At 46.1% G+C, this 14,308-nt stretch carries 11 protein-coding genes; 6 read left to right on the top strand and 5 right to left on the bottom strand.

Features of this window, described 5'->3' with window-relative positions; all coding sequences use genetic code 11:
- The first annotated feature begins 15 nt into the window (after positions 1–15).
- Genes ACBP46_RS11490 through dctP form a run of 4 tightly spaced genes read left to right on the top strand, consistent with a single transcriptional unit; the run spans position 16 to position 3,797 of the window.
- Complete coding sequence (locus ACBP46_RS11490; protein WP_371016862.1) at positions 16–927, top strand: NAD-dependent epimerase/dehydratase family protein; 912 nt, start codon at positions 16–18, stop codon at positions 925–927.
- Positions 920–1,414 carry a TRAP transporter small permease gene (locus ACBP46_RS11485; protein ID WP_371016861.1) on the top strand — a complete coding sequence of 165 codons (495 nt, stop codon included), beginning with the start codon at positions 920–922 and terminating at the stop codon, positions 1,412–1,414. The genes ACBP46_RS11490 and ACBP46_RS11485 overlap by 8 nt, the downstream gene beginning before the upstream one ends.
- The gene (locus ACBP46_RS11480; RefSeq protein WP_371016860.1) at positions 1,411–2,727 is read left to right on the top strand and encodes a TRAP transporter large permease; all 1,317 of its coding nucleotides are present in this window, start codon (positions 1,411–1,413) and stop codon (positions 2,725–2,727) included. The genes ACBP46_RS11485 and ACBP46_RS11480 overlap by 4 nt, the downstream gene beginning before the upstream one ends.
- 17 nt (positions 2,728–2,744) lie before the next feature.
- The gene (gene dctP / locus ACBP46_RS11475) at positions 2,745–3,797 is read left to right on the top strand and encodes a TRAP transporter substrate-binding protein DctP (RefSeq protein WP_371016859.1); all 1,053 of its coding nucleotides are present in this window, start codon (positions 2,745–2,747) and stop codon (positions 3,795–3,797) included.
- A gap of 322 nt (positions 3,798–4,119) precedes the next feature.
- Here the strand turns inward: dctP and ssb are convergent, their stop codons facing one another.
- Together ssb and ACBP46_RS11465 are read right to left on the bottom strand one after the other, a co-directional pair.
- Entirely contained in the window at positions 4,120–4,644 is a 525-nt protein-coding gene (gene ssb / locus ACBP46_RS11470) for a single-stranded DNA-binding protein (protein ID WP_371016858.1), read from the bottom strand.
- Positions 4,645–4,733: 89 nt separating this feature from the next.
- Complete coding sequence (locus ACBP46_RS11465; RefSeq protein WP_371016857.1) at positions 4,734–5,942, bottom strand: MFS transporter; 1,209 nt, start codon at positions 5,940–5,942, stop codon at positions 4,734–4,736.
- A 113-nt stretch (positions 5,943–6,055) separates the two neighbouring features.
- On the opposite strand from ACBP46_RS11465, the gene uvrA reads away from it, so the two are divergent.
- Entirely contained in the window at positions 6,056–8,875 is a 2,820-nt protein-coding gene (gene uvrA / locus ACBP46_RS11460) for an excinuclease ABC subunit UvrA (RefSeq protein ID WP_371016856.1), read from the top strand.
- 45 nt (positions 8,876–8,920) lie between these two features.
- On the opposite strand, the gene ACBP46_RS11455 is transcribed toward uvrA, so the two are convergent.
- Genes ACBP46_RS11455 through ACBP46_RS11445 form a run of 3 tightly spaced genes read right to left on the bottom strand, consistent with a single transcriptional unit; the run spans position 8,921 to position 11,739 of the window.
- Positions 8,921–10,051 (bottom strand): deoxyguanosinetriphosphate triphosphohydrolase, encoded by a 1,131-nt coding sequence (locus tag ACBP46_RS11455; RefSeq protein ID WP_371016855.1) that lies wholly within the window; start codon positions 10,049–10,051, stop codon positions 8,921–8,923.
- An 8-nt stretch (positions 10,052–10,059) separates the two neighbouring features.
- Positions 10,060–11,130 carry a 3-dehydroquinate synthase gene (gene aroB, locus ACBP46_RS11450; RefSeq protein ID WP_371016854.1) on the bottom strand — a complete coding sequence of 357 codons (1,071 nt, stop codon included), beginning with the start codon at positions 11,128–11,130 and terminating at the stop codon, positions 10,060–10,062.
- Positions 11,131–11,739 carry a shikimate kinase gene (locus tag ACBP46_RS11445; protein ID WP_371016853.1) on the bottom strand — a complete coding sequence of 203 codons (609 nt, stop codon included), beginning with the start codon at positions 11,737–11,739 and terminating at the stop codon, positions 11,131–11,133.
- 109 nt (positions 11,740–11,848) lie between these two features.
- Between ACBP46_RS11445 and ACBP46_RS11440 the strand changes: the two genes are divergently transcribed.
- Positions 11,849–14,302, top strand: a complete 2,454-nt coding sequence (locus ACBP46_RS11440; RefSeq protein WP_371016852.1) for a penicillin-binding protein 1A — start codon at positions 11,849–11,851, stop codon at positions 14,300–14,302.
- Positions 14,303–14,308: the final 6 nt, after the last annotated feature.

Genomic DNA, 14,308 nt, shown 5'->3' with positions numbered 1-14,308 from the left:
AAAAAGGAGACAGCCATGAAAAAAGTTCTAATTACAGGTGGCAGTGGTTTTCTAGGTTTATGGGTTGCTAAAAAACTATTAACTCAACAGTATCGAGTTCGTATTGCCGACATCCAACACAATCCCCATCTAGCTCAAGCTATTCTTGGCTCTCAATCTGCACAATTAGAGTGGGTTCATACCGATGTGACCTCAATCGATGATTTACGCACCGCTGTTTCAAACTGTGATCACATCGTACATTTAGCCGGATTATTGACCCCACAATGTAGAGCAAATCCTCTGGATGCCTATCAAGTAAATTACCAAAGCCTGCTTTATCTGTTTGAGCTAGCGCGTGAATTTCAGCTACCCCAAATTATTTATGCCAGCACAGCCGGTGTGTATGGCCCGCATCATAATCAATACCCTGAGCCCGTAACTTTTTACGGAGCATTTAAGCTGGGAGCAGAACATCTCGCTCGAGCTTATTGGACAGATGTCGAACCCGAACAAAAAATTGCCAGCATAGGCTTACGCCCCTTAGTCGTCTATGGTCCTGGACGCCTAGGCGGTGCCAGTGCTGGTCCTAGCATTGCTTGTACCAAAGCCATTAAACAAGAAGCCTATATCATTCCCTTTTCAGGCCAAACAGGTTTCATCTATGTAGAAGATGTAAGCGAAATCATTCTACGCTCACTACAGAAACCGCCTCAAGGGGCCCATGTGTTGAACCTCTCTGGCGTTATGGCACAAAGCGAAGAAGTAGCTCAGGAAATCATCAAACAAACTGGCTTTAGTGACATTCATGTTCGCGGCCCGTCATTAGGTATTCAAGTTCCCACTCAAAACCTAGCTGATCATCCATGGTTAGGAGACTTGCAGTACACGTCCATTCGAGATGGAATTTCAAAAACTTTAGCTTTTGAAAGGAATAGATATGAATGATGCCATCAAAAGAATAAGTAGGCTTCTATCTATAATTAGTGGTTTTACTTTTTTAATTATTGCTATTTTCATTAGTGTTAACACCATAAGTCGTTACTTAGGCGGCCCCTATTCAGGTCTGAGCGATCTTTTATCTTCAATGGCTATGGCATTAGGAGGAGCTTGGTCTTTATCCTACGCTTTAGTCAATGACACTCACGTTAAAGTTGATTTATTTAATTCAAAATACCCAAAAAAAATAAATGATTTATTTAAATTAATAAATCTTTCTATTTTATCTTTTTTAACTATAGTTTTATTTAAAGAATCTTTTGCCCTAGCTCTTAACTCCTATGAATTAGGTGCTCTTATCCCACAATCTATGGTAGATCTTCCTTTAGCTCTGCCTCAGTTTTTAGCTAGCTTTGGTTTTTTTATTTTTATGGTGCAGTCTATTTTCATGACTCTAAGCGTAGCTTTAAACATGAGATCTAAGGGGGAGTTATGATTGCAATCGGTATTTCTATTCTTGTCATATTAGCCGTATTTTTTATATTTGGCGCACATGTAGCCGTCGCTTTAGCGATGACGGCCTTAATCACAGGTCTTATTTATATTGGTTCTATTTGGGACTTTTTTGCACACATCCCTTGGAACGTAGTCAGCGGCTCTACTCTTATCGTTGTCCCTTTATTTGTATTGATGGGCGAACTCTTAGTGCGTAGTGGCGTCACCGATGATCTATACGCAATTTTAGCTCGCATCATGCGTCCTGTACCGGGCGGTCTACTCCATACGAATATTCTCGCTTGTGGTTTATTTTCTTCCATATCGGGCTCTAGTGTTGCCACTGCCACCACCATTGGCTCTGCTGCCATGCCTGTTATGCGTAAATATCGTTATAGCGAACGCTTGGCCGTAGGTTCTTTGGCATCAGGAGGAACACTGGGTGTATTAATCCCTCCTAGCGTAATTTTAATCATCTACGGTCTTCTAGCCGAAGTATCTATAGGCGAACTGTATATTGCAGGCGTTATTCCTGGATTAGCCATGATGATTGCCTTCATGGTTGTCATTCTGGCTCTAGCCTTTGTTTTTCCAAAATCTGCTCCAAAAATAGATAAAGACGCTATACAAAAAATAAGTTGGGTAAAAGGTGCTCTTAACATTCTTCCTATTTTAATTTTATTTCTAGTTGTTATTGGGTCTATTTACTTAGGTGTAGCCACAGCAACCGAATCTGCAGCTTTTGGAGCAACTGGTGCCCTACTTATAGCCGCTTGCAAAAGAAAAGTTAACAAAAATATGCTATGCGATGTTTTTGTTAACACGGCCACCACCACCGCCATGGTTTTATTTATTTTAATTGGTGCTTTTCTTTTACAGTTCATTTTATCCATGAGCGGCATACCATCATCCCTATCTAAATGGGTAATTAGCCTAGGATTAAGCAAAACTGAACTTATTATTTTGATTTGTTTAATCTATTTAGTACTTGGCATGTTTTTAGAAAGTCTAGCCATGCTCGTCATGACTATTCCTATAATTGTGCCTATTTTGCAAGCTATGCAAATTGACCTAGTTTGGTTCGGAATTATTGCAACTATTATGGTCGAAGTCTCGTTAATTACCCCACCTGTAGGTATGAACCTATTTGTTATCCAAAGCATGAGAAATCGGCTTGATCAAAATATGCCGCAGAAATCCATGATGGATCTTTATATTGGAGCATTCCCTTTTGCACTTACTATGCTCATCGTTCTAACTACCATCATTATTTGGCCTTCCATTGCGACCGGCTTAGTTAGCTACATGAGATAAAACTGGAGACATACAACATGGTTACAAAAAATCTACAATCTCAAAACCGTCGCTCGTTTCTAAGCACATCGGTTAAAGGCAGTCTAGGTTTAGCCACCTTATCATTACCTTCTTTATCCTTTGCCTCTAACAAGCAAATCACATGGCGGGTGGTGCTGCAGCACCGCAATGGAGCTCAGCACAAAAAGTGGCTTTGGCTAGAAGAAGAGCTCCCCAAACGCACAAACAACCGTCTTAAAATCGAGCTGACTACGATTCCTGAGCTCGGTCTACAAGGTACTGAGATTCTACGTGTACTCAAAACGGGAATGGTAGATGTCGCCGAGGTCTTAACCGGTTATGTAGCTAGCGACTTCCCCGCCATGGAGGCCACTGATCTTCCTGGCTTAATCTCCTCATACCCTCAGGCGCGTACCGTGTACGATACATGGGTGCAAGCGGTAGTAAACAATAATGAAGCCATGATGGGTGGCAAAACCATTGCCACCTTTTCCTATGGCACCATGCCAGTTTTCACTAAATTCCCGCTTAACTCTCTAGAAGACTTTCAAGGCCAAAAAATCCGCGTGTTTTCCCCAGCCCAAGCACGTTATATTACCGCCTTGGGGGGTGAACCCATTAGCATGCCTATCGCGGACGTATACAGTGCATTACAGCGCGGTATTATGGATGGTTTAATTACGGGCTTAGAGTGGGTTTCCGGCATGAAAATGTGGGAGATTGCAGGCCACGTTAGCGATATCAACATAGCTCCCTTAGGTTGCTATATTGTAGTAAGTCAACGCTCTTGGGAGCGCCTACCAGAAGACCTAAAAACGATAGTTTTAGGCTTGTCAGAGGAGCTAACAGATCTAGGGTGGCAACTAGGTCAAGAAGATATGGACTCTGGCTTGCGCTTGGCTGCCGAGCATAATATGACCATTAACATTCCTGGCAAAGATACTTGGCAACCTCGCCTGAAGCAAATATGTGAAGAGGATATTTTACCGTGGTGGGCCAAACGTGCAGGTAAAAAAGGAGTTGAATCCTTTAATGAGGCACTTAGTCCTATTTTAACTATCTCTGCCTAAGCTAAGTCGGCCTAGAGCAGAAAATGTCTTAATCTTATCCCCAAAAAAGCCAGAGCAACAAAATAATAGGAATAGGTACGCCGATCAACCACAATAAGATAGAACGCATAAGAACTCTCCTGATAGGTTTGATTTGTCTTCTGCTGGCCCCTCTTAAAACTAGGGGTACACCTTTAACCTTACACCCACTAATTGTTATTTCCTATGTCATAACTAAAACATAAGTAAAAATTCGCAACAAAGCGCTCAATGAACAGACCCCAAAAAGTTAGTCCAACTTTTTGGGGTCTGTTCAGGTTTTATACTGCTAATGTGATTCCCATCAGAACGGAATATCGTCATCCATATCCGCCATGCTATCCATGGGGGCTTGGTAGTTTTGTTGAGGACGTTGCTGTTGAGGTGCTGGTTGCTGAGGAGGACGCTGTGCAGGAGCGGAGCGTTGTTGCTGAGGGGCTGATTGACTGAAATCGCCGCCATATTCACCGCCACTAAAATCACCACCGCTGTCACCACGACCGCCTAGCATTTGCATTTGATCAGCAATAATTTCTGTGGTGTAGCGGTCTTGGCCGTCTTGGCCTTGCCATTTGCGTGTACGTAAACGGCCTTCGATATAGACCGGACGGCCTTTGCGTAAGTATTCGCCTGCCACTTCAGCCAGGCGATTAAACATGACGACACGGTGCCATTCAGTTTCCTCACGGCGCTCACCTGTTTGGCTATCACGACTATTAAATGTGGTGGCAATAGAAAGATTACACATTGCCGCGCCATTAGCGGTATAACGAACCTCGGGGTCGCGTCCTAAGTTGCCCACTAAAATTACTTTGTTTACTGAGGCCATGTTGTTTTCCTTTAAATATCTGTTTGTTCTATTATCGATGATTTAGAAACGAAGTCCTAGTGGCTACTTTTAGCCTTGACTAAAACCACTCAAAGTCGCACTTGAAAGTGGCGTGTGCTATTCCACCAAACCACCGCCAGCGCCGCCCCCAACCACAGAGCCCATTGCACGCCGGCAGTGGAAGCAATAATGCCCCCGGCCAAGCCTCCACCAAAGACCCCTAATGACTGCGTCGTGTTGTAAAAGCCCATTGCTAACCCTTTGTAATTAGGCGGTGCCACACGCGAAACCAACGAAGGCTGCAACGCCTCTAGGGTATTAAACAGGCAGAAAAACAAGAACAAAAATACCACTACGCCCCAGAACGAGTTGCTTATAAAGGGCATAAGGACTAGGACAATAACTAAAGCACACACTAAATGCGTTAAGGTTTTTGTGTGAGTTTTACGTACTTCTGTACGTATGACCATAGGGATCATAAAACCAAAAGAAAGTACGATCACAGGTAAATACACTTTCCACAAGCTGCCTGAATCTAGCTGCCCAACTTGAGATAAGGTGGTGGGAATAACCACAAATAAGGTCATCAAAATAAAGTGCAGAGCAAACACACCCAAATTTAAGCGCAATAAATCACTGTGGGCTAGCACCTCTCGTGCTGACACCTGTACCAGCGTTTCGCTTTGGGGGTACTCAGGAATAGCAAATGCTGCAATGAGTAAACACACAAAACCCAGCAAACTAATGGCCCAAAACAAGCCGGATAAGCCAAACTGCCCTACTAATACAGGAGACAGCACCAGTGACACAGCAAATGACAGCCCAATAGCAGAGCCCACCATAGCCATAGCACGAGTACGCACCTCGGGACGGGTGGCATCAGCCACCCACGCAGTAATAGCAGCAGAAATTGCACCAAGGCCCTGAAGTACACGGCCCACAATAATGCCATCTACACTGTGAGCTAAAGCACTGACAACCCCACCAATAATGAACAGCACCATGCCAGCCATAATAATAGGACGACGGCCAAAACGATCTGAAGCAATGCCAAGCGGTATTTGCAAAATAGCTTGGGTCAACCCATAGGCCCCCAAAGCAATACCGACTTTCATGGCATTGTTGCCGCCTGGAATACTTTGCGCGGCCACAGCAAAAATAGGGGTTAATAAAAACAGCCCTAACATACGTGTAGAAAATAAAAGGGCAAGCAAAATACTAGAGCGGCGTTCCTGAGGCGTAAACTGCACACGTTGGGAGGTTTTTTTATTCATTTCCTGATTTTTAGACGAACTCATGCAAGACTCAATAGTTAACGCTTTACAAAAAGCTGACCACTCAACCGCGCACTAATTGGCGGTACACGCTATAGTAGTAGGTTAGCCTCTAGACCATAGCACGTAAAAAACGAATGGAATTAATACGTATTCGCGGTGCGCGCACGCACAATTTAAAAAACATTTCGATTGATTTACCTAGACAAAAGCTAGTGGTCATTACTGGCTTGTCTGGCTCGGGTAAATCCTCTTTAGCCTTTGACACGTTGTATGCCGAAGGCCAGCGTCGTTATGTGGAGAGCTTATCCGCTTATGCCAGACAGTTTTTACAATTAATGGATAAGCCTGATGTAGACCTGATCGAGGGTCTGTCGCCTGCAATTGCTATTGAGCAAAAAGCAGCAGGACACAACCCGCGCTCTACTGTAGGCACCACCACTGAAATTCATGACTATTTACGTTTGCTGTATGCACGTGTGGGCACTCCGCATTGCCCTACGCATGAGCTAGCGCTGCAAGCACAGAGCATTAGTCAAATGGTGGACACCGTTTTGGCTTGGCCAGCCGAAACGCGCATAGCTATTTTAGCGCCTATTTTCTTTGAACAACACCAAGACCTAAACCAAATAGCACAAAGCTTGCAATCCCAAGGTTTTGTGCGTATTCGGCTTAATGGCACCATGATCAATCTAGGCGAGCCGCTTTCTAACACAGACCCAATCAATACCCTCGAGGTCGTGATTGACCGACTCCGTGTACGTGCTGATAGTGCTGCTCGTCTGGCCGAAAGTTTTGAAACGGCAACCCAACAAAGTCAGGGCAAAGCATTCGTCTTAAACATGGACACAGAAGAATTAACCAGTTTTAGCGTGCATTTTTCCTGCCCACTCTGTGACTATCACATTGAACAGCTAGAGCCGCGATTATTTAGTTTTAATAATCCTGCCGGTGCCTGCCCAACATGCTCAGGCATGGGGGAAACGGAATTTTTTGATCCGCAATTGGTTGTGGCAGTACCTGACTTGAGCTTAGCCAGTGGCGCTATTGTAGGGTGGGATCGTCGCAACGCGTTCACCTTTAATTTACTGCAAAGCCTAGCAAGCTATTACGGTTTTGATATTGAGGATAGTTTTGAGTCCCTTGATGCCCAGGTCCAACACGCTATTTTATATGGATCAGGCACAGAGGACATCCCCTTTATCTACCTGACTGAAAAAGGGCAAACCACCACCAAACTTCATCCATTTGAAGGTGTCATTCCTAATTTAATCCGTCGCTGGGAGGAAACTGACTCCAGCGCAGTAAAAGAAGAGCTCAACAAACTACGTCGCATTCAAACTTGCCCAAGTTGTAAAGGGGCACGCTTAAATACGGCCGCTCGCCATGTGCTTTTAGGGGATAACGACGCCAAAGCCATTCATGAAGTCGAACACTTTACACTGCAAGGTTGTTTAGAGTGGTTTGAGCAGCTTGAGCTTAGCGGCGCAAAAAAAGAAATTGCCGCCCGCATCGTAGAGGAAATTCAGTCTAGATTACGCTTTCTGAATAATGTGGGGCTGAGCTATTTGTCTCTTGATCGACGAGCCAACACCATTTCTGGCGGCGAAGCCCAACGTATCCGTCTAGCCAGCCAAATCGGCTCGGGCTTGACGGGGGTCATGTACGTGTTGGACGAGCCCTCGATTGGTTTGCATCAACGCGATAACGACAAACTTATCCTCACATTGCAGCAATTGCGTGATTTAGGCAATAGTGTGATTGTGGTGGAACACGATGAGGACATGATTCGCCTTGCCGACTTTATCATTGATATGGGGCCAGGAGCCGGTGAATTGGGGGGAGAAGTCATTGCATCGGGCACCCCTGCTGAAATTATGGCAAATCCTCAATCCACCACAGGGCAATATTTAACCGGTACCCTTTCTATCCCTATCCCAGCACGCCGAGCCGTGCTTGAGGATCAAGCCTATTTAGAGCTTTTCGGTGCGATTGGCAATAACTTAAAGCAAGTCAACCTACGCATTCCCACACAGCGTTTTGTTTGTATTACAGGTGTTTCTGGTTCGGGAAAATCCACGTTAATTAATCATACTTTAGCCAAAGCTGTTGCTAAACAACTGCATCGCGCTCAGAGTGAGCCTGCTCCTTACGAAAGCTTAAATGGGCTTGAGCACATTGATAAAATTATTACTGTGGATCAAAGCCCAATTGGACGTACACCGCGCAGCAATCCAGCAACCTACACCGGTATGTTCGGACCTATACGTGAGCTGTTTGCCGGTGTGCCCGAGGCGCGTGTACGGGGCTACGACGCGGGGCGTTTTTCATTTAATGTGAAAGGTGGCCGCTGCGAGGCCTGCCAAGGCGATGGCGTGATTAAAGTGGAAATGCACTTTTTGCCCGATGTGTATGTACCGTGTGATGTCTGTCATGGCAGCCGCTATAATCGCGAAACCTTAGAAATTCATTATCGTGGCAAAAACATCAGTGAGGTGTTGGAGCTTACCGTAGGCCAAGCACTGGACTACTTTGACGCAGTACCACAAATTGCACGACGGTTACAAACCCTGATGGATGTGGGGCTTTCCTACATTCGTTTAGGGCAAAGCGCCACCACCCTTTCAGGTGGTGAAGCGCAACGTATTAAACTTGCGCTGGAATTATCCAAACGCAATACCGGCAATACACTCTATATTTTGGATGAGCCGACTACGGGCTTACACTTCCAAGACATAGCCATGTTGCTTAATGTCTTAAACCAGTTGGTGGACGCGGGCAATACCGTTGTCGTGATCGAACATAATCTGGACGTGATTAAAACCGCCGACTGGATTATTGATGTAGGACCAGAAGGCGGCGCGTTAGGCGGCAACATTGTGGCAACTGGCACCCCAGAAACCATCGCCGCTACCCCAGCAAGCATTACTGGTCAGTATTTAAAAGCTCATTTGTAGCCTGTCTCTCATTAAAGCGTCACATACAGACGCTTTAATGAGTGCTTAGACTGCGTAGAGTTCTCGATGTTCTTTGATAGCGTAACGATCAGTCATGCCCGATACATAATCCGCAATAGCTCGGGCTTGCTCGTTAAAATCGTCACGTCGGTGTTCTTCAGACAGTAGCCGCGGATCAGATAAGAAAGCCTGAAACAGCTCGCGCACGGTACGACGCGCTTTAAATGACATCCGCAATACTTTGTTGTGTTGGTATAAATGAGTACGCAAAAAACGTTTTAACTCATCGGCCTGAGCACGCATTTCTGGAGAAAATGCAGCTAAGCGTGGGCATTGGCGCAGCTCCGTCACAGAGCGTGGCGTATGTTGTGCCAAATTCGCTAGGGTGGCTTGGGTTAAATCAACCACAAAAGTATGGATCATGCGTCGTAATATTTCACCAATTAACCGCTTTCTTGCCCCTTTAGCAGCCAACTGGGGATATTGCCTAAGTACACGCTCGTGGTGCTGAGCAAATACCGTCACCTCGAGTAATTGATCAAGGTGAATTAAACCTGAACGCAGTCCATCATCCATATCGTGGTTGTTATAGGCAATCTCATCAGCCAGGTTGGCGATCTGAGCCTCTAGAGAGGGCTGAGTGCGCTCAATAAAACGACGCCCTACATCGCCTAACTGTCTGGCATGGCGTGCATTACAGTGTTTTAAAATGCCTTCGCGTGTCTCGAAACACAAGTTCAAACCGTTGAACTCTGCGTAGCGCTCTTCGATATGATCCACGATGCGCAAACTTTGCAAGTTGTGCTCAAAGCCCCCTGCCTCGGGGGCTAGTTCGTGCATACAATCATTTAGCTCGTCTTGGCCTACATGACCAAATGGCGTATGACCTAAATCGTGCGCTAGAGAAATGGCTTCGGTCAAATCTTCATTAAGCCCCAAACGGCGGGCGATGGAGCGCGCCACTTGGGCTACCTCTAGGCTATGCGTTAGACGCGTGCGAAATAAATCGCCCTCGTGGTTCACAAATACTTGAGTTTTGTATTCAAGTAACCTAAACGCGTTGCAATGAATAATACGATCTCGATCACGCTGAAATTGACCTCGGCCCTCGGGAGCGGCCTCGGGATGTAAACGTCCTTGGGTTTGATCATCATGGCATGCATACGCGGCTAGCATAAAACCTCCTAGAATTTGGCTAATACCTTTTTCACGGTGGATACATCAACAGCTTGAACTACACTACGGCCTAACTCGGGCAACAACACAAAACGCAGCTGCCCGCCTTCGGTTTTTTTGTCTAAGCCCATTAAATCTATCCATTTATCGTGATCCCACTGGGGAGGTGTAGTTGGACAACCGATGGCCTCTACCAATTGACGAATTTTTTGTACGCTTTCGGCAGATAAACCGCAGACCTCGGCAGAGAGCTCGGCAGCCATCACCATCCCACAACCTACGGCCTCTCCGTGTAACCATTCACCATACCCTAACCCGGCTTCAATCGCATGACCAAAAGTATGACCAAAATTTAAAATAGCGCGCAGACCTGACTCACGCTCATCCTGAGACACCACATGGGCTTTGAGTTCGCATGAACGTTTGACGGCATGTTGTAGCTCGGCATCACGCAGCTGATTTAGCGCTTCTGTATGCTCTAAACACCAATCTAAAAACTCAGCATCCGTAATCATGCCGTATTTAATGACCTCGGCTAAACCGGCTGCGATTTCTCGTTTAGGTAGGGTTTTGAGCACATGAATATCTATTTCTACCGCAATAGGTTGATAAAACGCACCTATCATATTTTTACCTAGGGGGTGATTGATTGCTGTTTTGCCCCCTACAGACGAGTCCACCTGCGATAATAATGTGGTGGGAACTTGGATAAAACGAATGCCACGCATAAAGCAGGCTGCAGCAAAACCACTGATGTCTCCGACCACACCACCACCTAAAGCCACAATTACTGCTTTGCGATCCAAACGATTTTGTAACAAAGCGTCAAAAATCTGTTCAAGCGTCGCCATGGTTTTGTACCCTTCCCCATCCGGTATTTGCACTTGCACTACCTTTTTTCCTGTGGTTTGAAGAGCATCTAAAACTCGCTGCCCATATAGCTCAAATACAGTGGGGTTAGTAATTAATGCTAAGGTTGTTGCATCAGTAGGAATGGACTGCTGCAGCTGGTCTAAGCGCCCAGCCTCTACGTAGATGGGATAGTTTCCTCCTGGTGTACTTACCTGAACCACACTCATTCAAATCACCTCTTGTTCTTTTAATACATTAAGTAATTGTTTAATAACCGTATGCACGGGGGCAGATCCTGTCTCGAAAATCACATCGGCAAGCGCCTCATAAATAGGCTCACGTTGTTGTAACAGCTCTTCAATACGCTGTTGTGGATTTGCAGTTTGTAATAATGGACGGGTTTTATCACGCTCGAGTCGTCTATATAATTCATTCACACTAGCGCGTAAATAGACGACTGTACCGCGCTGGCTTAACATGGTTTGATTGGCTTCGGCCAACACCGCTCCACCTCCGGTAGCCAGCACAGTAGCAGGGCGACGCGAACAGATGTCTAGTTCCATTGTTTCACGTTTGCGAAACCCCGCTTCCCCTTCTATGTCAAAAATAGTAGAAACGGGTACCCCACAACGTTCAATTAGCTCTTGGTCTAAATCGTAAAACTCTCGTTTTAAATGGCGAGCCAGCTGACGACCAAGTGTTGTTTTACCCGCACCCATCATGCCAATCAAAAAAATAGGTTTATTGGCTGGTTGCACTAACTGCTGTAATTCTTCAGGACTAAGAGGTGTTAAAATTTCATTTTGCATGAGGTCTGCGGATAAAAAGTCTATCATTTGTGTATTATCTCATTAGCTACGTATAGTTATTCGCTTTTGTTTGCCATTTATTTGCTTTCTTAACCCAATGTCTAAATCTTTCTTGGTTTAGCACCCATACCCCACAATGAGTTCTACTGCCCAATCTTCACCAAATAAGCCAGTCGCTGGCTCTTGGATCATCCGCTTTCTTGTGAAAGTAGCCGCTTTATGCACAGGCTTAGCCATCTGTGGGGCCTTGGTTGTGTCCTTAGCACTAGCGTTAGCCTGGCCCAACCTTCCCGATCTTAGCGCAATGACGGATTACAAACCACGTGTACCTTTGCGTATTTACACTGCAGACAAGGTTCTGATTGGTGAGTTCGGCGAGGAGCGCAGAAATGTAATGCGCTTTGAGGACATTCCTGATGTGATGAAATCCGCCCTTCTAGCCGCCGAAGACGACCGCTTCTATCAACACAGCGGTATCGATATTAAAGGAATCGGGCGCGCCATTGTGGCCAACTTGGTCTCTGGCTCTAAAAGCCAAGGGGCCAGCACCATCACCATGCAATTGGCACGCAACTTTTATTTATCCTCTGAAAAAACATACACCCGCAAGTTCTATGAACTATTGCTGACCTTTAAAATTGAGTCCATGCTCACTAAAGATCAAATTCTTGATCTCTACATGAACCAAATTTTCTTAGGCCACCGTGCATATGGTTTTGCAGCAGCCTCACGCGCTTATTTTGGTAAACCGCTTACTGAAATCACCTTAGCCGAAGCTGCCATGTTAGCCGGTATTCCTCGTGCTCCTTCGCGTTTTAACCCCATCGCTAACTACAACGAAGCCAAGCGCCAACAAGTGGTCGTGCTGCGTCGTATGTTAGGTCTTGGTTATATTACTGAATCCGAATACCAAGCAGCCCTAGAGCAAACCATCGAGATTCGTACCGCCGAGGGTATGCCTACTGGTGGCTACAGTGTGCATGGTGAATACGCGGCCGAGCTGGCTCGTCAACTTTTACATGGGGTTTATAAAGACGGGATTTATTCGCGTGGTTTCAATGTATACACCACAATTAACTCTAAAGACCAAGAGGCAGCGTATAAAAGTGTGCGTGATGCGGTTCTGCAATACACCCGTCGTGCTCGTTACCCAGGTCCAGAAAGCCGCGTTGACCTACCCGAAAACGTAGAAAATGATCCCGAGGCTTTAAGCGATATTTTGGCAGATGTACAGCGCAAACACCCTGACATGGGCGACTTGCTTACCGCAGTGGTGTTAAAGGCCAGCCCTACGGAAATTACTGCCGTACGCAGTGCTGATGAAACCATCGTAATTGATAACAAGCGCTCGTTAAACATTGTGGCACGGGGTCTTACCGCAAATGCTAGCGATAAAGAGCGCATTAGTCGCGGCGCAGTGGTGTATTTATTTAATAATGGCGAGTACTGGGAAGTCATTAATATGCCTGCCGTTCAGGCTGCATTTGTATCGATGCGCCCCCAAGACGGTGCCATACGCGCTATGGTCGGTGGTTTTCATTTTTCTGATGGCAAATTTAACCGCGTCACCCAAGCTTGGCGTCAGCCCGGCTCAGCCTTCAAGCCCTTTATCTATGCAGCTGCTTTAGAAAAAGGCTTAACACCCGAAACTCTCATTTCCGATCAGCCCTTTAGTCTCTCCTCAGCACAAACCGGCTCCAAACCTTGGAACCCTAAAAACTATGGCGGCCGCTATGAAAACATGCTGACTTTACGCAATGGTCTGTATCGATCCAAAAACATGGTTTCGATTCGCATCATGCAAGCCGTTGGGCCTAAATACGTCCAAGATTACATTGTGCGTTTTGGTTTTGACCGTGAACGTCAGCCTGCTGTACTGCCTTTGGCTTTAGGGGCAGGTAGCGTAACACCATTGCAACTGGCTTCAGCGTATAGTGTTTTTGCTAACGGGGGTTACCGAGTTCAACCGTACCTTATTGATTACATCACTGATGGCTCTGACGAGGTCATTATGCGTGCTAAGCCCGTGGTCTCAGGCGATAGTAAAGCGCGCGCCATTGACGAGCGTACCGCTTACCTAATGAACCACCTACTGCGCGGGGTAGCCACCTCTGGCACAGGGGCTCGAGCCTCTTCCACCCTAAAACGTAACGATATTGGTGGTAAAACGGGAACCACCAATGACTCACATGATGCCTGGTTTGCTGGCTATACCCCAGACTTGGTAGGGATTGCGTGGATGGGTTTTGATCAACCGCGTTCCTTAGGCTCAAGCGAAACAGGTGGTGGCCTATCTCTGCCTATTTGGACTAACTACATGCAAACTGCCTTAAAAGACGTGCCGCAAAAACCGTTGGGTCCGGTACCATCTGGGCTACAGCAATCTAATGGTAATTTCTACTATAACGAGTTCCCACCCAGCAAGGCTATTATGCGCGTTGGCTTGCCCTCCGCTTTGGATGACAGCCTCTACAATGACGAAGGCGCTGATGGCCCCGACCAAATAGGTGAGCTGCTCCAACAGCTTAATCCACAACAAGGGGGTGAAGCACTAGACCCAGCTTCTACGCCTGGTCTAATCCCCTTTTAGCGCCAT

This window comes from Paenalcaligenes hominis, assembly GCF_041359055.1.
Taxonomy (GTDB): Bacteria; Pseudomonadota; Gammaproteobacteria; order Burkholderiales; family Burkholderiaceae_B; genus Paenalcaligenes; species Paenalcaligenes hominis_A.
Note: the sequence above shows the minus strand (reverse complement) of the source record. Positions and strands in the feature narration are given on the sequence as shown.

Coding starts and splice junctions, on each gene's coding strand:
- ACBP46_RS11445 (WP_371016853.1), bottom strand. CDS start 11,739: ATGATAGACTTTTTATCCGCAGACCTCATGCAAAATGAAATTTTAACA.
- ACBP46_RS11455 (WP_371016855.1), bottom strand. CDS start 10,051: ATGCTAGCCGCGTATGCATGCCATGATGATCAAACCCAAGGACGTTTA.
- dctP (WP_371016859.1), top strand. CDS start 2,745: ATGGTTACAAAAAATCTACAATCTCAAAACCGTCGCTCGTTTCTAAGC.
- uvrA (WP_371016856.1), top strand. CDS start 6,056: ATGGAATTAATACGTATTCGCGGTGCGCGCACGCACAATTTAAAAAAC.
- ACBP46_RS11440 (WP_371016852.1), top strand. CDS start 11,849: ATGAGTTCTACTGCCCAATCTTCACCAAATAAGCCAGTCGCTGGCTCT.
- ACBP46_RS11490 (WP_371016862.1), top strand. CDS start 16: ATGAAAAAAGTTCTAATTACAGGTGGCAGTGGTTTTCTAGGTTTATGG.
- ACBP46_RS11485 (WP_371016861.1), top strand. CDS start 920: ATGAATGATGCCATCAAAAGAATAAGTAGGCTTCTATCTATAATTAGT.
- aroB (WP_371016854.1), bottom strand. CDS start 11,130: ATGAGTGTGGTTCAGGTAAGTACACCAGGAGGAAACTATCCCATCTAC.
- ACBP46_RS11480 (WP_371016860.1), top strand. CDS start 1,411: ATGATTGCAATCGGTATTTCTATTCTTGTCATATTAGCCGTATTTTTT.
- ssb (WP_371016858.1), bottom strand. CDS start 4,644: ATGGCCTCAGTAAACAAAGTAATTTTAGTGGGCAACTTAGGACGCGAC.
- ACBP46_RS11465 (WP_371016857.1), bottom strand. CDS start 5,942: ATGAGTTCGTCTAAAAATCAGGAAATGAATAAAAAAACCTCCCAACGT.